The 23232-nt window shown below is 60.4% G+C and carries 24 protein-coding genes and 1 pseudogene; 20 read left to right on the plus strand and 5 right to left on the minus strand.

What is annotated here, in order from left to right; translation table 11 throughout:
• Positions 1 to 6: 6 nt before the first annotated feature.
• The 18 genes from V6L79_RS01200 (at position 7) to V6L79_RS01285 (ending at position 16842) form a co-directional block, all read left to right on the plus strand.
• Complete coding sequence (locus tag V6L79_RS01200; RefSeq protein ID WP_133076715.1) at positions 7 to 261, plus strand: acyl carrier protein; 255 nt, start codon at positions 7 to 9, stop codon at positions 259 to 261.
• Positions 258 to 803, plus strand: coding sequence for a hypothetical protein (locus V6L79_RS01205; protein WP_261740047.1), 546 nt, complete (start codon positions 258 to 260; stop codon positions 801 to 803). Before V6L79_RS01200 ends, V6L79_RS01205 begins: the two co-directional genes overlap by 4 nt.
• Positions 800 to 2470, plus strand: a complete 1671-nt coding sequence (locus V6L79_RS01210; protein WP_338579707.1) for an AMP-binding protein — start codon at positions 800 to 802, stop codon at positions 2468 to 2470. Before V6L79_RS01205 ends, V6L79_RS01210 begins: the two co-directional genes overlap by 4 nt.
• Positions 2463 to 3197: a glycosyltransferase family 2 protein gene (locus V6L79_RS01215; RefSeq protein WP_338579708.1), complete on the plus strand. Its 735-nt coding sequence runs from the start codon at positions 2463 to 2465 to the stop codon at positions 3195 to 3197. Before V6L79_RS01210 ends, V6L79_RS01215 begins: the two co-directional genes overlap by 8 nt.
• A complete protein-coding gene (locus V6L79_RS01220; protein ID WP_261740050.1) occupies positions 3194 to 4132 on the plus strand; it encodes a glycosyl transferase in 939 nt (312 codons plus the stop codon). The genes V6L79_RS01215 and V6L79_RS01220 overlap by 4 nt, the downstream gene beginning before the upstream one ends.
• Complete coding sequence (gene hutH / locus V6L79_RS01225; protein ID WP_261740051.1) at positions 4113 to 5657, plus strand: histidine ammonia-lyase; 1545 nt, start codon at positions 4113 to 4115, stop codon at positions 5655 to 5657. Before V6L79_RS01220 ends, hutH begins: the two co-directional genes overlap by 20 nt.
• Entirely contained in the window at positions 5650 to 6075 is a 426-nt protein-coding gene (locus V6L79_RS01230) for a thioesterase family protein (RefSeq protein WP_261740052.1), read from the plus strand. The genes hutH and V6L79_RS01230 overlap by 8 nt, the downstream gene beginning before the upstream one ends.
• Positions 6072 to 6779 (plus strand): outer membrane lipoprotein carrier protein LolA, encoded by a 708-nt coding sequence (locus tag V6L79_RS01235; RefSeq protein WP_338579709.1) that lies wholly within the window; start codon positions 6072 to 6074, stop codon positions 6777 to 6779. Before V6L79_RS01230 ends, V6L79_RS01235 begins: the two co-directional genes overlap by 4 nt.
• Entirely contained in the window at positions 6769 to 9081 is a 2313-nt protein-coding gene (locus tag V6L79_RS01240; RefSeq protein ID WP_321834930.1) for a hypothetical protein, read from the plus strand. The genes V6L79_RS01235 and V6L79_RS01240 overlap by 11 nt, the downstream gene beginning before the upstream one ends.
• Positions 9078 to 10238 (plus strand): sodium:proton antiporter, encoded by a 1161-nt coding sequence (locus V6L79_RS01245; protein WP_321834932.1) that lies wholly within the window; start codon positions 9078 to 9080, stop codon positions 10236 to 10238. Before V6L79_RS01240 ends, V6L79_RS01245 begins: the two co-directional genes overlap by 4 nt.
• Entirely contained in the window at positions 10229 to 11476 is a 1248-nt protein-coding gene (locus V6L79_RS01250) for an NAD(P)/FAD-dependent oxidoreductase (RefSeq protein ID WP_261740056.1), read from the plus strand. The genes V6L79_RS01245 and V6L79_RS01250 overlap by 10 nt, the downstream gene beginning before the upstream one ends.
• Complete coding sequence (locus tag V6L79_RS01255) at positions 11473 to 12201, plus strand: class I SAM-dependent methyltransferase (RefSeq protein ID WP_338579710.1); 729 nt, start codon at positions 11473 to 11475, stop codon at positions 12199 to 12201. The genes V6L79_RS01250 and V6L79_RS01255 overlap by 4 nt, the downstream gene beginning before the upstream one ends.
• A gap of 128 nt (positions 12202 to 12329) precedes the next feature.
• A complete protein-coding gene (locus V6L79_RS01260; protein WP_321836551.1) occupies positions 12330 to 12788 on the plus strand; it encodes a hypothetical protein in 459 nt (152 codons plus the stop codon).
• Positions 12785 to 13972: a beta-ketoacyl-[acyl-carrier-protein] synthase family protein gene (locus tag V6L79_RS01265; protein ID WP_338579711.1), complete on the plus strand. Its 1188-nt coding sequence runs from the start codon at positions 12785 to 12787 to the stop codon at positions 13970 to 13972. Before V6L79_RS01260 ends, V6L79_RS01265 begins: the two co-directional genes overlap by 4 nt.
• Entirely contained in the window at positions 13969 to 14436 is a 468-nt protein-coding gene (locus V6L79_RS01270; RefSeq protein WP_321837294.1) for a hotdog family protein, read from the plus strand. Before V6L79_RS01265 ends, V6L79_RS01270 begins: the two co-directional genes overlap by 4 nt.
• Entirely contained in the window at positions 14429 to 15157 is a 729-nt protein-coding gene (fabG, locus tag V6L79_RS01275) for a 3-oxoacyl-ACP reductase FabG (protein WP_338579712.1), read from the plus strand. Before V6L79_RS01270 ends, fabG begins: the two co-directional genes overlap by 8 nt.
• Positions 15157 to 16383 (plus strand): beta-ketoacyl-ACP synthase, encoded by a 1227-nt coding sequence (locus V6L79_RS01280; RefSeq protein WP_261740061.1) that lies wholly within the window; start codon positions 15157 to 15159, stop codon positions 16381 to 16383. The genes fabG and V6L79_RS01280 overlap by 1 nt, the downstream gene beginning before the upstream one ends.
• An 18-nt stretch (positions 16384 to 16401) precedes the next feature.
• Positions 16402 to 16842, plus strand: a complete 441-nt coding sequence (locus V6L79_RS01285) for a hypothetical protein (RefSeq protein ID WP_261740062.1) — start codon at positions 16402 to 16404, stop codon at positions 16840 to 16842.
• Positions 16843 to 16972: 130 nt separating this feature from the next.
• Here the strand turns inward: V6L79_RS01285 and V6L79_RS01290 are convergent.
• Positions 16973 to 17119 (minus strand): annotated as a pseudogene (locus V6L79_RS01290) (DNA-binding protein); the annotation flags it as partial.
• Positions 17116 to 17421 (minus strand): type II toxin-antitoxin system RelE/ParE family toxin, encoded by a 306-nt coding sequence (locus V6L79_RS01295; protein WP_261740064.1) that lies wholly within the window; start codon positions 17419 to 17421, stop codon positions 17116 to 17118. The pseudogene V6L79_RS01290 and the gene V6L79_RS01295, both read right to left, overlap by 4 nt.
• 409 nt (positions 17422 to 17830) lie before the next feature.
• Between V6L79_RS01295 and V6L79_RS01300 the strand changes: the two genes are divergently transcribed.
• Entirely contained in the window at positions 17831 to 18013 is a 183-nt protein-coding gene (locus tag V6L79_RS01300) for a DUF6124 family protein (RefSeq protein WP_261740065.1), read from the plus strand.
• Positions 18014 to 18141: 128 nt separating this feature from the next.
• Here V6L79_RS01300 and V6L79_RS01305 read toward each other — a convergent pair whose 3' ends face one another.
• Entirely contained in the window at positions 18142 to 19041 is a 900-nt protein-coding gene (locus V6L79_RS01305) for a LysR family transcriptional regulator (protein WP_261740066.1), read from the minus strand.
• 222 nt (positions 19042 to 19263) lie between these two features.
• Between V6L79_RS01305 and V6L79_RS01310 the strand changes: the two genes are divergently transcribed.
• Positions 19264 to 20442: an MFS transporter gene (locus tag V6L79_RS01310; RefSeq protein ID WP_405046637.1), complete on the plus strand. Its 1179-nt coding sequence runs from the start codon at positions 19264 to 19266 to the stop codon at positions 20440 to 20442.
• Between the two features lie 60 nt (positions 20443 to 20502).
• Here the strand turns inward: V6L79_RS01310 and hemE are convergent, their stop codons facing one another.
• Positions 20503 to 21570, minus strand: a complete 1068-nt coding sequence (gene hemE, locus V6L79_RS01315) for a uroporphyrinogen decarboxylase (RefSeq protein ID WP_261740068.1) — start codon at positions 21568 to 21570, stop codon at positions 20503 to 20505.
• 230 nt (positions 21571 to 21800) lie between these two features.
• On the minus strand, positions 21801 to 23219 hold the full coding sequence (locus V6L79_RS01320; protein ID WP_261740069.1) for an FAD-dependent oxidoreductase: 1419 nt from the start codon (positions 23217 to 23219) through the stop codon (positions 21801 to 21803).
• Positions 23220 to 23232: the final 13 nt, after the last annotated feature.

Raw genomic sequence — 23232 nt, forward strand, 5'->3', positions numbered from 1 at the left:
CGAACCATGCAAACCCGTGACGACATTTTCAATACCCTGCGCGACGCTCTGGTTGAACTCTTTGAACTTGAACCCGAGCGCGTCACCCTGGACGCCAACCTGTATCAGGACCTGGAAATCGACAGCATCGATGCCGTAGACCTGATCGATCACATCAAGCGCAAAACCGGCAAGCGAATCGCCGCTGAAGAATTCAAATCGGTGCGAACCGTAAATGACGTGGTCGAGGCGGTTTACCGTCTGGTTCACGCAGACGCATGAGTCGACTGATTGGCCTTGGCCTGCTGCTGGCTGGCCTGCTGTACCCCTTCGCGGTGCATTTCGGCATGGCCCATTTCGCCCCGTGGCAGTTCGCGCTACTGCTGGGCAGCTTGTGGTTGGCCCGCGCCCTGACCGGCGAGCGGCGCCCCGGCGGTGTGTGGATGGCGGCGGTCGCACTGGTGTTTTGCGCCTTGCTGGCGCTGTTCAACAGCCCCGCATTATTACGCTGGTACCCGGTACTGATCAGTACACTCATGCTCAGCCTGTTCGGCCTGAGCCTGAAGTTCGGGCCGCCGATGATCGAACGCCTGGCGCGTTTGCGCGAGCCGGTGCTACCCGACATTGCCATTCATTACACGCGACAGGTAACCAAGGTCTGGTGCCTGTTTTTTATGTTCAACGGGTTAGTCGCAGCCGGTCTGACGCTGTGGGCGCCGTTGAGCTGGTGGACGTTGTACAACGGTCTGATCGCCTACGGGCTGATGGGACTGCTGTTTGCCATTGAATGGCTGATACGACAAAAGGTAAGAGGCCGGGCATGAATTGGATAAATCTTGAGCAGCTATTGCTCAAGGGGCACGCAGAGCGCCGAGTCACGGTTAACCCCACGCTGAGCCACGCTACCCTCAGCGAACAGGCCCTGCGCCTGGCGGGCGGCCTTCAACAGCGCGGCGTGCAACACATTGCCGTACACCTTGAAGACGCTGGCGAACTGGCCGTGGCTTTACTCGGTGCCTGGCGGGCCGGGGTCAGCGTGCTGCTACCCGCCGACCTGCAAGCGCAAACCCGTCAGCGCTGGGATGACCGGGTTGACCTGTGGATAACCCAAAGCGACGAGTTGCAAGCCTTGTACGGCGACGCGCTGCCTGGCGGTGAACTGGACCTGGACCTGTGCCAGCTCAGTCTGTGCACTTCGGGCTCCAGCGGCGAACCCAAGCGCATCGACAAAAGCCTGCGCCAGATGGCCAACGAAGTTCTGGCGCTGGAACAGCTGTGGGGCGCTGATCTGGGCGAGGCGTGCATCATCGCCAGCGTCGCGGCGCAGCACATTTATGGGTTGTTGTTCCGCGTGTTGTGGCCCCTGTGTGCGGGCCGCACCTTTGTGCGCAAGCAACTGGCGTTCCCCGAAGACATGCAGCGCGTCAGCCGCGAGCACCGTTCATTCGCTTGGGTCGCCAGTCCCGCCCTGCTAAAACGTATGGCCGACAACCTCGACTGGCCCGCTTTAAGCCCCGTACGCCGGGTGTTTTCGTCCGGTGGGGCCTTGCCTGCCGAAGCGGCGCAAACGTTGTTCGAACGTCTGGGCCAGTGGCCGACCGAAATCCTTGGCAGCTCGGAAACCGGTGGTATCGCGTGGCGTCAGGGCCAAAACCTGTGGCAACCCTTTGCCGATGTACACCTGAGCCAGAGCGCAGACGGCGCTCTAGTCATCGCCTCGGCATACTTGCCCACGGGCCATATCGAACATACAGCTGACGCCGCTCGCATCGAGGCCGACGGTCGTTTCGAGTTGCTCGGGCGCCTGGACCGCATCGTCAAGCTGGAAGAAAAACGCATCTCCTTGCCAATGCTGGAGCACGCGCTGGTCAACCACTACTGGGTAGCCGAAGCCCGCTTGGGCGTAGTCAATGAAAACCGCGCCTCGCTGGGCGCCTTGCTGGTGCTCAGTGACAGCGGCCTGTTTGCGCTGCGTGAACACGGCAGACGCGCCCTGACCCAAATCCTGCGCCAGCACTTGAGCCAGCACTGCGAAGCGCTGGCCTTGCCGCGCCGCTGGCGTTTGCTGCGCCAGTTGCCGCTCAACAGCCAGGGCAAGCTGCCACAGACCCAAGTCGATGCGTTACTGCTGGCACCCCGGCCGAAAACGCCCGAAGTGCTGAGCCAAATCGAAAATGACGGCCAATGGATACTTAGCCTGTCGATCCCGCCGGACCTGGCGTACTTTAGCGGCCACTTCCCCAAAACCCCGGTGTTGCCGGGCGTGGTGCAAGTGGAGTGGGCAATGGCACTGAGTCAGCAACTGCTGGACCTGCCGCCGCGCTTTGCCGGGATGGAAGTGCTCAAGTTCCAGCAACTCGTGCGCCCCGGCGACGTTCTTGAGCTGACCCTGCGCTTTGACCATGAACGCAGCAAACTGCACTTCGCGTACCGCAACGCCACGGCGCCCTGCTCCAGTGGTCGCATCGTGCTGGAGGCCGCTCATGCATAACCCCTGCGCCGTGATCCCCGTCTACAACCACGAAACCGCCGTGCCTGCCGTGGTCGACGCCCTGCTCGCCGCTGGTTTGCCTTGTGTGCTGGTCGACGACGCCAGCAGCCCCGCATGCAGCGCGGTGCTCGAACAACTTGCCCAGGGCGATAACATTTTCCTCATCCGCCTCGCCGTCAATCAAGGCAAGGGCGGCGCGGTCATGGCCGGTCTGCGTGAAGCCTCACAACTGGGCTTCACCCACGCCCTGCAAGTGGACGCCGATGGCCAGCACGACCTGCGTGATGTCGCGACGTTCATGCAAGTCTCACAACTAAACCCAGAAGCGCTGATCTGCGGTTACCCACAGTACGACGCCAGCGTGCCCAAGGGCCGTTTGTATGCGCGCTACCTGACCCACGTTTGGGTCTGGATCAACAGCCTGTCACTGCAAATTCCCGATTCGATGTGCGGCTTCCGGGTCTACCCGCTGAGGCCGACACTGGCGTTGATCAACTCGGTCAAGCTGGGCAAGCGCATGGACTTCGACCCCGAAATCCTGGTGCGTTTGGCCTGGCGCAACCAGCCCATGCGCTGGCTGCCAACCAAGGTTCATTACCCACAGGACGGCCTCTCGCACTTTCGTCTGTTCCACGACAACGTGCTGATTTCCGGTATGCACACCAAGCTGTTTTTCGGCATGTTGCTGCGCTTGCCGAGCATCCTGTGGAGGCGCTGGCGAACATGAGCGAGCCTCCACAGCATTGGGCTGACCATAAGGAGCGCGGCAGTTTCCGGCTGATGAAGCTCACCGCCTTCGGCGTCAAACTGCTGGGCCGACGCCTGCTCAGCCCGGTGCTTTACGCCATCGTGTTGTACTTCTTTTTGTTCGGTGGCCGCGCCCGGCGCAGCATCTGGCAATACCAGCAACGGCTGGCCGACTGGAGCGGGCAAAGCCAATTGCGCCCCTCCCGCTGGCGCGTGTTCGGACAGTTCATGGCCTTTGCCGATGCCCTGCTCGACAAGCTCGATGTGTGGAATGGCCGCCTCAAGATCGAAGACATTGAAATCGTCGACCCCGCCCTGCTGCGCAATCAGTTGCGCGGGGAACGCGGGCAGATGCTGGTGGGCGCACACCTGGGTAACCTCGAAGTGTGCCGGGCGCTGGCAGAGCTGGGCGAACAGGTGACCATGAACGTGCTGGTTCACACCAAGCACGCCGAACAATTCAATCGCCTGCTGGGTGAAGCCGGGGCCAGCCATTTGCGGCTGATTCAGGTCAGCGAACTCAACCCGGCCGTGATGCTGCAACTCAATCAGCGCCTTGAAAACGGCGAATGGCTGGCGATAGCCGGTGACCGTGTGCCGCTGCATGGCGGGCGCAATGTGCTGGTGGATTTCCTCGGTCACCCCGCGCCATTCCCGCAAGGGCCATGGTTGCTGGCCGGGCTGCTCAAGTGCCCGGTCAACCTGATGTTTTGCCTCAAGCATGAAGGGCACTACCGAGTCACCCTCGAACCCTTCTGCGAAGCCGTACTCTGGCGGCGCAGCGACCGCGAGCAGGTGATAGCCCATTGGGCCACCCGCTACGCCGAACGACTGGGGCATTACTGCCTCCAGGCACCGCAACAATGGTTTAACTTTTACCCTTTCTGGAAGACCGATGACGACGCATCTGCATGAGCCAGTAACCTTCGGCCAAACCCCATTGCGCATTGAAGACGTGCTGACTTTGGCCAATCGTCAAGCGCCGACCCGACTGCAGGACGACGCCGAGTACCGCGAACGTATCGCCAAGGGCGCCCGTTTTCTCGACTCGCTGCTGGACAAGGAAGGCGTGATCTACGGCGTGACCACCGGCTACGGCGACTCGTGCGTGGTCGCGGTGCCGCTGGAGCACGTCGAAGCCCTGCCGCGTCACCTCTACACCTTTCACGGTTGCGGGCTGGGCAAACTGCTGGATGCCCAGGCCACCCGGGCTGTACTCGCTGCCCGCTTGCAGTCGCTGTGCCACGGCGTGTCCGGGGTGCGCATCGAGTTGCTGGAGCGTCTGCAAGCTTTTATCGCCCACGACATCCTGCCGCTGATCCCCGAAGAAGGCTCGGTCGGCGCCAGCGGCGACCTGACGCCGCTGTCCTATGTAGCAGCGACCCTGTCCGGTGAGCGCGAAGTACTGTTCAAGGGCGAGCGCCGTTTTTCGCTCGACGTACACCGCGAACTGGGCTGGACCCCGCTGGTATTGCGGCCCAAGGAAGCGCTGGCGCTGATGAACGGCACCGCCGTGATGACCGGCCTCGCGTGCCTGGCCTATGCCCGCGCCGATTACCTGCTCAAACTTGCCACCCGCATCACCGCGCTCAATGTGGTGGCACTGCAAGGCAACCCCGAGCACTTCGACGAACGCCTGTTCGCCGCCAAACCGCATCCGGGGCAAATGCAGGTAGCCGCGTGGATTCGCCAGGACCTGGCCATCGACGCCCCGACCGCGCCCTTGCATCGCCTGCAAGACCGCTACTCGCTGCGCTGCGCGCCTCATGTGCTCGGCGTGCTGGCTGACAGCCTGAACTGGCTGCGTTCGTTTATCGAGATTGAACTCAACAGCGCCAACGACAATCCGATCATCGACGCCGAAGAAGAACGCGTGCTCCACGGCGGGCACTTCTACGGCGGGCATATCGCCTTTGCCATGGACAGCCTCAAGACCTTGGTAGCCAACGTCGCCGACCTGCTCGACCGCCAACTCGCGCTACTGGTGGACGTGCGCTACAACCACGGCTTGCCGAGCAACCTGTCGGGCGCTACCGCTGAACGGGCGATGCTCAATCACGGCTTTAAAGCGGTGCAGATCGGCACCAGCGCCTGGACCGCCGAGGCGTTGAAAAACACCATGCCGGCCAGCGTGTTTTCGCGCTCCACCGAGTGCCACAACCAGGACAAAGTGAGCATGGGCACCATCGCTGCCCGCGATGCAATCCGCGTGCTGGAACTGACCGAACAGGTCGCCGCTGCCACCTTGCTGGCGGCCAACCAGGGTGTGTGGTTGCGCAGCCGCGCCGAAGACGCCCGCCCGTTGCCGCCCGCACTGGCGCAGATGCACGCCGAACTGGCCAAGGACTTTGCGCCAGTGATCGAAGACCGTGCCCTGGAAGCCGAGTTGCGGTTGTGCCTGAGCCGGATCGCCCAACAACACTGGAGGCTGCATGCGTAGCAAAGGCGTTTTGCACGTTGATACCGAAGTAGTGGTGCCGTTTTTCGACATCGACACCATGCACGTGGTGTGGCACGGCCATTACGTCAAATACCTCGAAGTGGCGCGTTGCGCGCTGCTCGACCATATCGGCCACAACTACACGCAGATGCTCGATGCGGGCTACGCGTGGCCGGTAATCGACATGCAACTGCGTTATGTACGCGGGGCGACGTTTGGCCAGCGTATCAACGTGCGCGCCAGCCTGGTGGAGTGGGAGAACCGCCTGAAAATCAACTATCTGATTACTGATCTGATCACGGGCGAACGGCTGACCCGGGCCGTGACGGTGCAGGTGGCGGTTGAGATCGCCAGCAAGGAAATGCAGTTGGCGTCGCCAAGGTGCTTTACCGAAGCTGTGGCCAGGGTGCTGGCATGAGTGTGTTTAATAATCTCAGTAGCCGCTGCCGCAGGCTGCGATCGAGCCCGAAGGGATCGCGCTTCTTCAAAACCGAAGGTCCTTCGGCCCTTATCGCCGCCTGCGGCAGCGGCTACAGGGGGGCCGTGTTGTTGGTTTTGCTCGGCGTCACCCCGTTCGCTCACGCCTTCGACCTGCAACAACTGAGCGAGCAACTGGCCAAACCTCAGGTCATTCACGGCGACTTCATCCAGGAAAAACACCTGCGCGCCCTGCCCAGGCCGCTGACCAGCACCGGCACCTTTGTGCTGGCCAAGGACCACGGTCTGCTCTGGCAACTGAAAACCCCGCTGCAACAGGATTACCGCATCACCGCCCTTGGCATCGCCCGGCGCAACGGTACGAGCTGGCAAATGCTCCCCGGCAAAAGCGCCGGGGCCGAACAGAACCGTTTGTTTCTGGCTGTGCTGCAAGGCGACAGCAGCGGCCTGCAGCGCGATTTTGACCTGCAACTGCAAGGCGAACCCGAGCACTGGAAGCTCACCCTGACTCCGCGCTCGCTGCTGCTTAAGCAAGTGTTCAAGCAGATCAACATTGACGGTGGCGAACTGGTGCAACGCATCGAGCTGCAAGAAACCCAGGGCGACAGCACCCTGCTGAAGATGCAAAACAGCGTCAGCAACCAACCCTTGAGTAGCGCGGAGCAGCACGATTTTGCGCAGTGAACACTGGTTGCCCCGTGGCTTTTTGATCCTGCTGCTGGCTGTGCTCGCGCTCGCCGGGTGGCAATGGCGTCACGGCGCACCACTGTCGGCCAACCTGATGGAACTGGTGCCCGGGGATTCGCCCGACGCACTGGAGCTAAGCGCCGAACAGCGCATGCAAGAACCCCTGAACCGCGAAATGCTGGTGCTGGTGGGCAGTGCCGATCGTCAGCAAGCCATCGCTGCAGCGGAGCAATTGGGCCAGCAGTGGCAAGCCAGCGGCCTGTTCGAGAAGGTGCAGTGGAACCTGCAGGCCGACCTTGCGGGCCTGCGCGAACAACTGCTGCGCGGGCGGCTGGCGATGCTCTCTGCAGCCGACCGCACGCAACTGATCGAACACCCCGATGCTTTTGTCCAACAGCGCGTACAGGCGCTGTTCGACCCCTTCACCGGCTTCAGCCTGGTGCCCAGCCAGGATGACTGGCTGGGCCTGACCGGGCGCATCCAGAACAGCCAGCCGCAACGCGGCGCTGTGCAACTCGATATTGGCAGCGGCGCCCTGATCGCCGATGCCGACGGCAAAAGCTGGGTGCTGCTGCGCGCCCGCACCCAAGGCAATGCCTTCGATATGAAGCTGCCGCTGCGGGTTGCCGAACTGCTTGAGCACAGCCGTGCGCAAGTCGCACCCGACAATGTGCAATTGCTCGCAGCCAGCGGTTTGCTCTACGCGGCCAGCGGGCAACAGCAGGCCACCCGTGAAATCACCTGGGTCGGCGGCGGGGCCACAGCGGGAATCCTGCTGCTGTTGCTGCTGGCGTTTCGGCGCTGGCGGGTGCTGCTGGCGTTTGTACCCGTGTTGGTCGGCATGCTGTTTGGTGCCGTGGCCTGCGTCGCGTTCTTTGGCAGCATGCATGTGATGACGCTGGTGCTGGGCTCCAGCCTGATCGGTGTGGCGGTGGATTACCCGCTGCATTACCTGTCCAAGAGCTGGAGCCTGAAACCCTGGCGCAGTTGGCCCGCCCTGCGCCTGACCTTGCCCGGCCTGAGCCTGAGCCTGGCCACCAGTTGCATCGGCTATCTGGCCCTGGCCTTTACCCCGTTTCCGGCGTTGACCCAAATCGCCATTTTCTCCGCTGCCGGTTTGGTCGGTGCGTATCTGAGCGCCGTGTGCCTGCTGCCCGCGTTGCTCAAAGGCGTGGAACTGCGCCCTGCGCAATGGCCGCTGCGTATTGCACAATGGTTGCTCAACGTGCGCGAAGCCTTGCTCGAACGCATCCCAACCCCTGCTTTGCTGGCTCTGCTGCTGGCGTTTTGCGCAGCTGGTTTGTGGCAACTGACCAGCAAGAACGACATCCGCCAATGGGTCGGCGCCCCGCCGCAATTGCTCGCCGAGGCACAGGCCATTGCACGGATTACCGGCTATCAGCCCACCAGCCAGTTCTTCCTGGTGCGCGCCGACAACGAGCAGCAATTGCTGGAGCGCCAAGCCGCCCTTGGTGAGCGTCTGGATCAGTTGGTGCACACCGGAAAATTGCAAGGTTACCTGGCGCTGAACCAGTTGGTCAGCCTGCCCAGCGAGCAACAACGACTGCGCGATGCGCTGACCCAACTGGCGCAACACTGGCAACCGCTGCTGGAGCTGGGTGTACCCGAGGCCGCACTGAAAAACGAGCTGGTGCAATTGCAGGCGTTGCCCGAACAACATATCGATGACGCGCTGAAAGGGCCGTTGGCCGAGCCTTGGCGTGCACTCTGGCTGGGTAAAAATGATGCTGGCGTCGCGGCAATGGTCAGCCTGCAAGGCTTGAGCAATGCCAGCCTGCTGCGCGAGCAGGCGCAAAACCTGCCAGGCGTACAACTGGTCGACCGCTTGGGCGATTTGAACAAGGTGTTCGCCGCCACGCAAATCAGCGCCGCCGAATTGAAGCTGCTGTCCTGCGCCTTGATCGTATTGTTATTGGTCGCGCCGTTCGGTGTTGGCGGGGCGCTGCGCATCGTCGCTCTGCCCCTGCTGGCCGCTCTGTGCAGCCTTGCCAGCCTCGGTTGGTTGGGCCAGCCGCTGACGCTGTTCAGCCTGTTTGGCCTGCTGCTGGTGACAGCGATCAGTGTCGACTACGCGATCCTGATGCGCGAGCAGATCGGCGGTGCCGCCGTGAGCCTGCTCGGCACCCTGCTGGCGGCGCTGACTACCTGGCTTTCGTTCGGCCTGCTGGCGGTGTCGAGCACGCCTGCGGTCAGCAACTTCGGCCTGTCGGTCAGTCTTGGGTTGGCGTTCAGTTTTATCCTCGCGCCTTGGGCGGGCAAGCAGGAGCACAGCCAATGATGACCATCGTATTCTGGTTGCTCGCCCTGGCCCTGTTTGCCGTGGCGACCCGGGTGGGCCGTCACTTTGGCGTGATCCCGATTGTCAGCCAGTTGCTGCTGGCGTCCATCGGCTTGCCGCTGCTGATGCTGTTCTGGATCGAACCGCACTGGCAGCTCAGCGGCGCGCAACTGGTCACGCCAGTGTGGCTTAAAAGTTTCTACAGCCTGAGTTTCGCCCTGTTGCTCGGCACCATCTTGAGCGACGTGATCGATCTGCGCATTGATCGTCAAAGCGTGAAAATCGCCCTGCCCAGCTTTGTCGTACCCTTCGCCTGCGGGCTGGCCTGCGCCGTGTGGTTGCTGCCGGAACAACCTTGGTTAAGCTCACTGGCCGTGGGCCTGGTCTTTGCCATCACCGCAATCCCGGTGTTGTACTTGTACTTGCGCCACATTGACTACCCGCCTGCCGCCACCCGCCGCTTGGTGCAAAGCGCGATCCTGATCGACCTGACGTGCTGGAGCCTGTTTGGGCTGGCCCAGGGCAGCCTCGACTTCAACAGTTTGCTGCTGCCCATTGCCGGGGCCTTGCTGCCGCTGCTTCTGCGAACCCTGCGCATTCGCCAGCCGCTGTGCTACAGCCTGAGCTTTTTCGCCTTGCTGGTGGTGGCCGAACATTACCGCCTTAACGCGCTGATTTTCGGCGTTGGCTACCTGATCTGCATGGCCTGGCTCAAGATGCCCTTGGTGATGCCGTTAAAAGCCCTATGGCTGGAACGCCTGCAAACCCACCTTGCGGTGCCGCTGATCCTCACGTTCGGCATAGTGCAGATCGATGTGCACAGTGCCCTGAGCGAGATCAGCGTGCTGCAGATGGCCGCGCTGTTGCTGTTGCCGATGGCCAGCAAACTGCTGGGTAACTGGCTCGGGTTGAGCTGGGCCACGCCGTCCTTTGCAGGGGCCAGCAAATGGCGTGAAAGCCTGTTACTGAATATTCGCGGGTTGAGTGAAATAGTGTTCCTCAACCTGCTCCTGCAACAACAGCTCATCAGCCCGGCGCTGTACTTCGCACTGATGCTGATGGGCCTGATCGCCACGCTGTTACCGGCGCTGGCGGGCATGAATAAACCCCTTTTGAAGTCGGCTGTAATCCCCGGCAAGGAGCCTCTGTGTCAGTAATGGAAATGGAACGTCGTCAGGTTGTGGTGATTGGTGCCGGGCCGTCTGGCGCCATCGCCTCGGCCTTGCTCAAACGCAAGGGTCACGATGTGTTGATCATCGAGCGCCAGCACTTCCCGCGTTTTTCCATCGGCGAGAGCCTGTTGTCGCACTGCCTCGATTTCATCGAAGAAGCAGGCATGCTGGAAGCCGTGCAAGCCGCTGGTTTTCAGCTGAAAAACGGCGCCGCTTTTGCTTGGGGCGAGCAGTACAGCGCCTTCGATTTTGGTGACACGTTCAGCAACGGCAAACCCACCACCTTTCAAGTACAACGCGCCGACTTCGATAAGCTGCTGGCCGATCAGGCCGCCTTGCAGGGGGTTGAAATCCGCTACGGTGAGACCGTAATCGCCACCGATGTCTTGCGGGCCAAGCCGGTGTTGGAAGTTGAGCGCGAAGACGGCAGCCGCTATCAGGTCGAAACTGATTTTATCCTCGACGCCAGCGGTTATGGCCGTGTGCTCCCGCGTTTACTCGACCTTGAGGCACCTTCGAACTTCCCGGTGCGTCAGGCGATATTTACCCACGTTGAAGACCGTATTGATTGCGAAGGCTTTGATCGCAACAAGATCCTAATTACCACCCACCCGACCCAGCGCGATATCTGGTTCTGGAGCATCCCGTTCAGCAATGGCCGCTGCTCGGTGGGCGTGGTCGCGGCGGCGGAGCATTTTGAGGGCCGCAGCGAAAACCTCGACGAGTGCCTGCGCAGCTTTATCGACGAAACCCCAAGCCTGCAACGGGTGCTGGCCAAGGCCGTGTGGGACACCCCGGCGCGCACCATCGGCGGCTACTCGGCCAACGTCAAAACCCTGCACGGGCCGGGCTTTGCGCTGTTGGGCAATGCCGCCGAGTTCCTCGACCCGGTGTTCTCCTCAGGCGTGACCATCGCCATGCGCTCGGCCAGCATGGCCGCTGGCGTGCTGCACCGTCAGTTGCAAGGTGAAGCCGTAGACTGGCAAACCGAGTTTGCCGAGCCGCTCAAGCGTGGGGTCGATACTTTCCGCTGCTACGTCGAAGGCTGGTACGCCGGCACCTTCCAGGACGTGATCTACCACCCTGACAGCTCGCCACACATTCGCCGCATGATCAGCTCGATTCTGGCGGGCTATGCCTGGGATGAAAACAACCCGTTTGTCAGCGAACCCAAGCGCCGTTTGCGAATGCTGTCGGACATCTGCGCCACGGAGTCCGCATGAAACCTTTGAGCGATACCTACGTAGAAGAAACCCGCCTGGGGTTCTGGTTTTTACGTAGTCACACCTGGCAGCACCATGTGCTGCGGGTGGCGATCAATGACCTGCGCAGCTTGTTCAGCGACCCGCTGCCATCGGCGCCAGTGATTCTGGATGCCGGTTGCGGCCAGGGCAAATCGTTCCAGTACCTGCACAAAACCTTCGCCCCCAAGCGTTTGATTGGGCTGGATGCCGATCCGCTGAGCCTGCAACTGAGCGGCGAAGAAGCCAAGCGTCAGGGCATAGACATCGAGCTGATCGGCAGCGATTGCGCCGAACTTGATATACCGGACGCAAGCGTCGACATCCTGTTCTGCCACCAGACCTTTCACCATTTGGTACAGCAGGACCGGGCGCTGGCCGAGTTTCACCGAGTACTCAAGCCCGGTGGTTACCTGCTGTTTGCCGAGTCCACCGAGGCCTATATCGACACGTGGGTGATTCGCTGGCTGTTCCGCCACCCCATGCACGTGCAGAAAAGCGCGGAGCAATACCTGGAAATGATCCGTGACCAGGGCTTCGAATTTGAAGCGCGGAACGTCTCGTACCCGTACCTGTGGTGGAGCCGCTCCAAGGATTTCGGCCTGCTCGAGCGTTTGGGCTTGCTTAAGCCAAAACCGGTAGGGCAACGCCAAGAAACCTTGGTTAATGTGGTAGCGCGCAAGCCCCAGCAAGGCACTAAACCATGATGAATGCGATCTCTGTAGCCGCTGCCACAGGCTGCGATGGCGTGCGAAGCAGGCCCGTTTTTTTGAAGGCCCTTCGGCCCTTATCGAAGCCTGCGGCAGCGGCTACAAGGATCGGCGTCGCTCTGTGGATAGTCTTGCTCCTGTTACTCAGCGGTTGCACCAGCCTGCCGCTGCCCAAGCACACGCCAACCCTGGCCTTGCCCATGCAGTTGCATATCCAGCGCGAACAGGCCGATCAGCGTCAGGACTGGTTGCTGGTGATCCAGCAGGAGAGTGCCGGGTTGCGCTGGTCATTGATGGACCCGCTGGGGATTCCACTGGCACGTCAGTTGCTGCAAGGCGCCAACTGGCACGCCGACGGTCTGTTGCCGCCCAACCCCGAGGCCCGCGAGCTGTTCGCCGCACTATTGTTTGCGCTAACCCCTGGGGCTGAATTGACGAATAATTATCCACAGGCAAAAACTGCGTCTGATCTGCGATTTATGGAACAACGCTGGCAAGTGCACTACCTGCAACCCCAGGTGTTTCGCATCGATATGAAAAACAACCTGCATTACACGGTCAGCCCGCTGGAGGCCGCCCCATGACTGCTTACCTCAATGCCCTTGGCGTGGTCTGTGCGCTGGGCCGTGGCTCGCAAGAAGTTGCCCGCAAGCTGTTTGCCGGTGACTGCTCGGGCATGCAGCAGCAAAGCGGCTGGGTGCCCGAGCGCGCACTGACCATGGGTGCGGTAAGCGGTGATCTGGTAGCAATCCCGGCCACGCTTACCCAACACAGCAGCCGCAATAACCAGTTGTTGCTCGAAGCCGCATTACAGATTCAAGGCGATATCGAACAGGCGATTCAGACCTTCGGCCGCGAGCGCATCGCCGTCGTACTGGGCACCAGCACCTCAGGTATCGATGAAGCCAGCCGTGGCATTGCTCACTATCTGCAACATCAGCAATTCCCCGCTGATTACGACTATCAGCAACAAGAGCTCAGCGCACCGGCTACATTCCTGGCCGAATGGCTGAACATCAGCGGCCCGGCCTACGTGATTTCCACCGCTTGCACCTCCAGCGCCCGCGCCCTGATGAGCGCCCAGCGGCTGCTGGACATGAACCTGTGCGACGTCGTGCTATGCGGCGGTGTCGATACGCTGTGCAAGTTGACGCTCAACGGCTTCTCTGCGCTCGAAGCGGTGTCCGATGAGCGCTGCAATCCGTTTTCGGCGAACCGTCACGGCATCAATATCGGCGAAGCGGCCGCCCTGTTCGTGATGAGCAAGCAACCCGCCAGCAGCCACTGCATCGCCTTGCTCGGCGCGGGCGCCAGCAGTGATGCCCACCACATTTCGGCCCCGGAACCCAGCGGGCGCGGCGCCGCCCAAGCCATGCACAAGGCCTTGAGCCGTGCGGGTGTGCAGCCGAAGCAAATCGGCTACCTGAACCTGCATGGCACTGCCACCCAGCACAACGACGCGATGGAAAGCCACGCCGTGACCCTGGTCTTCCCCGAAGGCGTGCCATGCTCGTCAACCAAGCCCATGACCGGTCACACCCTGGGTGCGGCAGGCGCACTGGAAACCGCCTTTTGCTGGCTCAGCCTGAACCACGGTGATGCCCTGGCGCCACACGTTTGGGATGGCCAACCCGACCCGGCACTGCCCGCGCTTAACTGGGTAACCCCCGGCCAGACCCTCGCCCCGACCCCGCAACGCTGCCTGATGAGCAACTCGTTTGCCTTCGGCGGCAATAACGTCAGCCTGATTATCGGAGACGCCCCATGATTGATTGGCCGCTCGCCGAATTGCTGCCCCACGCTGGTGACATGATCCTGATCGATCAGGTGCTGGCGTTTGATCAAGAACAGATTCAAACCCGCCTCACTGTGCGTGCAGGCGGTTTGTTCAACCGTGAAGACGGCAGCCTGCCCGCGTGGGTCGGTATTGAGCTGATGGCCCAGAGCGTGGCGGCGTATGCCGGTTGCCGCGCCCGCGTGCAAGGCCGTCCCGTGGAGCTGGGTTTCTTGCTCGGCACGCGTAAATTTGAATGCAATGTCGAACACTTCCCGTTGGGCAGCGAACTGCATATCCACGCGCTGCGCTCGCTGGAAGACGACAACGGCATGGGCGTGTTCGAGTGCCACCTCACCGGCGCCGGCATTCATGCCAGCGCCCGCCTGAACGTGTTCCGCCCACCTCAGGCCGAAAACTATCTTGCTCAAGTATCCCAGGAGACCCGCCATGACTGAGTCCGTTTTGGTCACAGGTTCCAGCCGTGGCATTGGCCGCGCCATTGCCTTGCGTCTGGCACAGGCCGGTTTTGATCTGGTGCTGCATTGCCGCAGTGGCCGCAGCGAAGCCGACGCGGTCATGGCCCAGGTTCAGGCCTTGGGCCGTAGCGCTCGCGTGCTGCAATTCGATGTATCGGATCGCGCCCAGTGCAGATCCATTCTGGAGGCCGATGTTGAAACCCACGGCGCTTATTACGGTGTAGTGCTCAACGCCGGGCTGACCCGCGACGGCGCGTTCCCGGCCCTGAGCGAAGACGATTGGGACGTGGTGATGCGCACCAACCTCGACGGTTTCTACAACGTCCTGCACCCGGTGATGATGCCGATGATCCGTCGCCGTGCTGCCGGTCGCATTGTGTGCATCACCTCGGTATCGGGGCTGATCGGTAATCGCGGGCAGGTCAACTACAGCGCCTCCAAAGCCGGTTTGATCGGTGCCGCCAAGGCCCTGGCCATCGAGCTGGGCAAACGCAAAATCACCGTCAACTGCGTGGCACCCGGTCTGATCGACACCGCCATGCTCGACGAAAACGTACCGGTAGAAGAACTGATGAAAATGATTCCAGCCCAACGCATGGGCACCCCGGAGGAAGTCGCCGGGGCGGTTAACTTTTTGATGTCGGCCGAAGCGGGTTACATCACGCGTCAGGTGCTGGCCGTCAATGGAGGCCTGTGCTGATGAAGCGCGTTGTCGTCACCGGCATGGCCGGTATCACCTCGCTGGGCAGTGACTGGGCCAGTATCGAGGCCAACTTCGTGGCTGGGCGCAGCGGCATCCGGCGCATGGACGAGTGGGATCGCTTCACCGAACTCAACACCCGGCTGGCCGGACCGGTTGATGATTTTGCGGTGCCCGCACACTGGACCCGCAAGCAACTGCGCAGCATGGGCCGCGTCTCACGCATGGCCGTGGGCGCAGCGGAACTGGCCTTGCAAGACGCCGGTCTGCTGGGCAACCCGATCATTCGCGACGGCCGCATGGGCGTGGCCTGCGGCTCGTCCACGGGCAGCACCGAAGATATCAAGGCCTTCGGTAACATGCTGCTCAACTCGGTGGCAGACGGCCTCAACGCCAATAGTTATGTGCGCATGATGCCGCACACCACAGCGGCCAATATCAGCATATTTTTTGGCCTGACCGGGCGTTTGATTCCGACCTCCAGCGCCTGCACCAGCGGTAGCCAGGGCATCGGCTATGCCTACGAGGCCATCAAGTTCGGACGCTTGCCTCTTATGCTGGCCGGTGGTGCAGAAGAGCTGTGCCCTACCGAAGCGATGGTGTTCGATGCGCTGTACGCCACCAGCCTGAAAAACGACGCACCCCACACCAGCCCGCGCCCCTACGACAGCGGCCGCGACGGCCTGGTGATCGGTGAAGGCGGCGGCATGCTGGTACTTGAAGAACTGGAACACGCACTGGCCCGCGGCGCCCATATCCACGCGGAAATTGTCGGTTTCGGCAGCAATGCCGACGGCCAGCACACCACCCGCCCGGAAGTCAGCACCATGCGCCGGGCGATGGAACTGGCGCTGGAGGACGCGGGGATCAACGCCCAGGCCATCGGCTATGTGAATGGCCATGGCACCGCTACCGAACAGGGCGACATTGCCGAAACCCTGGCCACCAGCGAGCTGTTTGGCAAACACATGCCCATCAGCTCGCAGAAGAGCTTTCTGGGCCACACCCTGGGCGCCTGTGGCGCGCTGGAATCGTGGTTCAGCATCGAGATGATGAACCGCGACCGTTATGTACCCACGCACAATCTGGATGAAATCGACCCGCGTTGCGGCGAGCTGGATTACCTGCGTGACGCGTTTCGCGTGATGCACAACGATTACGTGATGAACAACAACTTTGCCTTCGGCGGGGTCAACACATCGTTGATCTTCCGTCGCTGGTCGTAACACTTCCAGGATCCCACCATGACTTACTTGCTACGCGTTACCCTGATTGCCCTGGCGTTGCTGACCACCGTGTCGTGCAGCAGCAAACGCATGCTCACCCCGGATCGCACGCTGCACGCCTCGATCCAGAGCGACCGTGCACAGATGCAACAGGCCATTGTCAAAACCCTGGTGGCACGTGGCTGGACAGTGCAAAAAATCACCCCGCAGCTGGTGCAGGCGCAAATTACCGTGCGCGAGCAATACCACGCCGAAATCGACATTCCGTACAGCGCCAACCATTACCAGATCGCCTACCGCGACAGCAGCGGCCTGGACTACAAGGACGGCAAGATCCACAAGAACTACATCCGCTGGGTACGCCTGCTGGACAAAGGCATCGTGCGTGAGTTGAAAGATCACCAGAATGAACGCACAGCCCGCCAGTTGTCGGAATCAGCGTTGGCAAAACCGTTGTAAGCCACAACGTTCAAACGCCAGAAATGACAAAGGCGCCTTTCGGCGCCTTGTTTGCAAACAGACTGGCTTGTCATCGCACGGTGTCTGTCCGGCTCTGCGATGGCTGGTTGCCCAGGATCCTCAGAGTCTCACGCGCCTTGGCAACCTTCCCAAGCGCCTTGGCGATAAAGGCAGGGTCATCCCCAGCTTCGTCCATACAAGCTTGAAGGTAGTACCCAATATCTTCTTCAGTCTTGAGGAATTCGGTGCTGTCCCAACGCGTGAATTTTTCAGTCACAAGTCATTCTCCTTATACGCTTTGGCAATCAACCGAGCTTGTTTGATATCACGGACTTGACTGCTTTTGTCTCCAGCGCACAATAAAACGATCCATTGATGACCATGCTGCATAAAGTACAGCCGGTAACCAGGGCCGTAATCGATTCGTGCTTCTTTTAGCCCAGCTCCAATCGACTTTGTATCCCCCAAATGTCCTTCAGCCATTCGATCAATCCTGACCGAAATACGCGCTCGTGCTCGACGGTCGGGCACGTCTGAAAGCCAACGAGAAAATGTTGAACTGCGAATAATTTCAATCATTCGCAAAAGGTAAACCTAAGGCTACACCTCAAGAATCAGCTGATTACACTCCCTTTCGTCAGAAATCCCATTTTGTTAAATCAGCCATCGGTGCCACTGCGCGAGAGCGATCCCTTTCATTCGCAGGACGATTCCTAGAGAATCCTTGGGCCTTGCGCCTGTCTCTTTCGATCGCTAGCCTCCGGTACGTCATCCCCCATGGGTGACCGGACGTGCAAGTCCGAATCGAGTTAGGAACATGGATTATCACTGCCTAAAAACTCTGTTTTATGGCGGCTGTACGTGGGAGGTCTTCTGGCCTGCCGGGATTCAGTTCCTTTCGACCGGTCTTGCACACCCGCGTACAGCTGCCACCCTCTTTGTGTGCAAGCAAATGGCGTCAGCTCTTAATCAACTAAGGAACTGCGCCATGACTCACACACCCGAATACGAACAAACCATCGAACACACCGAAGAACTGCTGCGTTGCGCCATTGCCACGGCGTATGCGTCGGCCGATAACTTGCACGGCCTTAACCGCGATGTGGCGCTGTCGGTGGTGCATTTGATTGGGCAGGTCAAAACATCTGTGGATAAGTTGTTGGCCGGGTAAACGCAGTATCAATGGTGGGAGCGAGCCTGCTCGCGATGGCATCAACGCGGTATGCCTGATTAACCGGGTCACCTGAATCGCGGGCAGGCCCGCTCCCACAAAAGCCAATTCCATAAAAGCCGCACCGGCTAGACCCTTGCCACGGTTTTACGCGTCAGCAACTGCGCAAACGCATTTGCCATCGGTGAGTTGTTGCCCTTGCGCTGTACCAACCACACTGCCGTGTTGGCGTCCGGGTCAAGCAGCGGCCGATAGACCACGCCCTTGATACGCATATGCTGGAACGACGCCGGTAGCACCGACACACCCAAACCCGCCGATACCAGACCGATAATGGTCATGGCCTCGCCCGCCTCCTGCGACATATGCGGGCTGAAACCCGCCGCCCGTGCCAGGCTCAGCAACTGCGCATACAGCCCGCTGCCATAACTGCGCGCAAAGAACACAAACGGCTCGTCCGCCAACGCCGCCAGTTGCAAGCCTTGCTCGCTGCCTTCGGCCAATGGGTGATCGGCACGAATCACCGCCACCAGCGGCTCACGAAACAACTCCACGGAGCTCAACGACTCAGGCAACACCAGTGGACGCATAATTCCGACTTCGATGCTTTCATCCACCAAGCCTTCGGCGACTTCGCGGCTGCTCATTTCCTTGAGGTTCAGATGCACCGCCGGGAAGGCCTGACGGAACGCAAAGATCGCCTGGGGAATGCTGGAGTTGAACGGCGCCGATGAGGTGAAGCCGATCTTCAACTCGCCCAACTCGCCCAATTGCGCACGGCGCGCCACATCGGCAGCTTTGTCGACCTGAGCCAACACCAGACGCGCCTCTTCCAGAAACAACCGCCCCGCTTCGCTGAGTTCAACCCGTCGGTTGGTACGGTCGAAAAGCCGCGCCCCCAGTTCCTGCTCCAGCGCCTGAATCTGCTGGCTTAGCGGGGGTTGCGAGATGCCCAGCAATTGGGCGGCGCGGCCAAAGTGCAGCTCTTCGGCGACGGCAATGAAGTAGCGCAAATGGCGCAGTTCCATAGAGACTCCATTAAGTCGTAAAACCTATCAAACAGGTCGAACAATATATTGGAAAGAATCGTTAGCCACCTATATTCTTTTGCCATTGCCGCTCGGCTTTACGCTTTTTTGAGGTCCCTCGTGAAAACTGCTGTTGCCCCACTCGCCCACGAAATCCCGCCTTCGGCGCTGGATGATGTTGTCGCTCAACTCAATGACGTGTTTATCGAGAAAGGCACGCCGATGTTTATGCGCACGGTGCTGGCGCTGTTCTCGGGCGGCTTTGCGACCTTTGCGCTGCTGTATTGCGTGCAACCCATGATGCCGGTGCTGTCCCATGAATACGGAATCAACGCGGCGCAAAGCAGTCTGATTCTGTCGGTGGCCACGGCGATGTTGGCTATTGGCTTACTGATTACCGGGCCGATTTCCGATGCCTTCGGGCGCAAGCCAGTGATGGTGTTTGCGCTGTTTTCCGCTGCTGCGTTTACCTTGCTCAGCGCGATGATGCCTACCTGGGAAGGAGTGCTGATTACACGGGCGCTAGTGGGCTTGTCGCTCAGCGGCCTGGCGGCAGTGGCGATGACTTACTTGAGTGAGGAGATTCACCCGCAACACATCGGCCTGGCGATGGGTTTGTACATCGGCGGTAACGCGATTGGCGGGATGAGCGGACGCTTGATCAGCGGTGTGTTGATCGACTTTGTGAGTTGGCACACGGCGATGTTGGTGATCGGCGCTCTGGCGCTGGTCGCAGCTATGGTGTTTGTGAAAATCCTGCCCGAATCGCGCAACTTCCGCCCACGGGCCATGAACCCGCGCAGCCTGCTGGACGGTTTCACCATGCACTTTCGCGATGCCGGTTTGCCGTGGCTGTTTCTGGAAGCGTTCTTGCTGATGGGCAGCTTTGTGACGCTGTTCAACTACATCGGTTATCGTCTGCTGGCCGATCCATACAACATGAATCAGGCCGTGGTCGGCTTGCTGTCGATTGTCTATCTGTCGGGTATTTACAGCTCGGCGCAGATTGGCGCGCTGGCCGACCGACTGGGACGACGCAAAGTGCTGTGGGCAGTGATTGTGCTGATGCTGGCAGGGATCGCACTGACCATGCTCGAACCCATCGCCTTCGTGGTGATCGGCATGCTGCTGTTCACCTTCGGCTTCTTCGGCGCGCACTCGGTGGCCAGTAGCTGGATTGGCCGCCGCGCGACCAAGGCCAAGGGGCAGGCCTCGTCGTTGTACCTGTTCAGTTATTACGCTGGGTCGAGTGTGGCCGGGACCTTGGGCGGCGTTTTTTGGCACCTTGCGGGCTGGAACGGTATCGGCCTGTTTATCGGCGGTTTGCTGGTGGTTGCGCTGCTGGTGGCGCTGCACCTGGCCAAATTGCCCGTGTTGCCAGGCAATAGCAAAAACGCCTGATCGCCCACAAAAAAGCCCGGTTCTCGTGAATGAGAACCGGGCTTTTTTTATACCGCCAGATTACTGGTGATATTGCCCCGAAAATTCATGCACGGCGCTGATAAAGGCGCCAGCATGTTCAGGCTTCACTTCCGGGGTGATGCCGTGACCCAGGTTGAACACATGGCCCGAACCGTTGCCGTAGCTGGCCAGGATGCGCTTGACCTCGGTGCGGATCGCTTCCGGGTTGGCGTAGAGCACGGTCGGGTCCATGTTGCCTTGCAGCGCAACCTTGCTGCCCACACGCTTGCGGGCTTCGCCCAGGTCGCAGGTCCAGTCCAGGCCCAACGCGTCAGCGCCAACGTCGGCAATGCTTTCAAGCCACAGGCCGCCGTTTTTGGTGAACAGAATGACCGGCACTTTGCGACCTTCGTGCTCGCGGATCAGGCCGCTGACGATTTTGCGCATATAGGCCAGGGAGAATTCCTGATAGGCCGCCGACGACAGATTACCGCCCCAGGTATCGAAAATTTGTACCGCTTGCGCACCGGCCAGGATCTGGCCGTTGAGGTACGAGGTCACCGACTGCGCCAGCTTGTCGAGCAGCAAGTGCATGGCTTGCGGAGTGTCGTAGAGCATGGCCTTGGTTTTGCGGAAGTCCTTGGACGAGCCGCCTTCGACCATGTAGGTGGCCAAAGTCCACGGGCTGCCGGAGAAGCCGATCAGCGGCACGCGACCATTGAGTTCCTTGCGGATGGTGCTGACTGCGTTCATCACGTAGCCAAGGTCTTTTTGTGGATCAGGAATCGGCAGCGCTTCGATGTCGGCCAAGGTACTGACGACTTTTTTGAAGCGTGGACCTTCACCAGTTTCGAAGTACAGGCCTTGGCCCATGGCATCGGGGATGGTCAGGATATCGGAGAACAGGATGGCCGCATCCAGCTGCGGGAAGCGGTCCAGAGGCTGCATGGTGACTTCACAGGCGAATTCGGCGTTCTTGCACAGGCTCATGAAATCGCCGGCCTTGGCGCGGCTGGCACGGTACTCCGGCAGGTAGCGACCGGCCTGACGCATCATCCAGACAGGCGTTACGTCTACGGGTTGCTTGAGCAAAGCGCGAAGGAAACGGTCATTCTTGAGAACAGTCATGTCAGCATCCGTGAAAAAAGTGGGGGCATTTTCTCAGAGACGGACGCAAAAGGCACGGCAAGTGCCGTGCCTTTTATCTATCGGGGCGATTTGTCGCGGTGTAACGCCGTATTTGGCAACACCGTGAAACAACTGTGGGAGCGGGCTTGCTCGCGATACAGATAACTCGATTGATCAGCAGACCGAGTTGATCCCATCGCGGGCAAGCCCGCTCCCACAGGGGGATTGGGCTAGACGCCCAGGTAATCCATGATCCCTTCAGCCGCAGTACGGCCTTCGAAGATCGCGGTTACCACCAGGTCAGATCCGCGCACCATGTCACCACCGGCAAAAATCTTCGGGTGGCTGGTCTGGTGCTTGAACTGCGACTGCTCGGGCGCAATCACGCGGCCCTGGCTGTCGGTCTGGATCTCGAACTGGTCGAACCATGACGCCGGGCTCGGACGAAAGCCAAACGCGATGATCACGGCGTCTGCCGCGATGATCTCTTCGGAACCCGGAATCGGCTCCGGGCTACGACGGCCACGGGCATCCGGTTCGCCGAGACGGGTCTCGACAACCTTCACGCCTTCAACCTTGCCTTCACCAACAATGGCGATCGGCTGACGGTTGTAGAGGAATTTAACGCCCTCTTCCTTGGCGTTTTTCACCTCTTTACGCGAGCCCGGCATGTTGGCTTCGTCACGACGATAGGCACAGGTCACCGATTTGGCGCCCTGACGAATCGAAGTGCGGTTGCAGTCCATGGCCGTGTCGCCACCACCGAGCACCACAATTTTTTTGCCTTTCATGTCGACGAAGTCTTCCGGCGACTTTTCAAAGCCCAGATTGCGGTTGACGTTGGCGATCAGGAAATCCAGCGCATCGTGCACGCCCGGCAGGTCTTCACCGGCAAAACCACCTTTCATGTAGGTGTAGGTGCCCATGCCCATAAAGACCGCGTCGTATTCGGCCAGCAGCTGTTCCATGCTGATGTCCTTGCCGATTTCGGTATTGAGACGGAACTCGATACCCATGCCGGTGAACACTTCGCGACGGTGGCTCAGTACGGTTTTTTCCAGCTTGAACTCCGGGATGCCGAAGGTCAGCAGACCGCCGATTTCCGGGTTCTTGTCGAAGACCACCGGGGTCACGCCGCCACGTACCAGCACGTCGGCACAGCCCAGGCCCGCAGGGCCCGCGCCGATGATCGCCACACGTTTGCCGGTCGGCACCACCTTGGACATGTCCGGGCGCCAGCCCATAGCGAACGCGGTATCGGTGATGTATTTCTCGACCGAGCCGATGGTCACTGCGCCAAAACCGTCGTTCAGGGTGCAAGCACCCTCGCACAAGCGGTCTTGCGGGCACACCCGGCCACACACTTCGGGAAGGGTGTTGGTCTGGTGCGACAGCTCAGCGGCAGCGAGGATATTGCCCTCGGCCACCAGCTTGAGCCAGTTGGGAATGAAGTTATGCACAGGGCATTTCCATTCACAGTACGGGTTGCCGCAACCCAGGCAGCGGTGAGCCTGATCGGCAGACTGCTGGGGTTTGAAGGGTTCGTAAATTTCCACGAACTCTTTTTTGCGTTGACGTAACAGTTTCTTCTTCGGATCTTTGCGCCCGACATCGATGAACTGGAAGTCGTTACTCAGACGTTCAGCCATGGTTAAAACCTCA

The organism is Pseudomonas sp. ML2-2023-6, assembly GCF_037055265.1.
GTDB lineage: Bacteria > Pseudomonadota > Gammaproteobacteria > Pseudomonadales > Pseudomonadaceae > Aquipseudomonas > Aquipseudomonas kulmbachensis.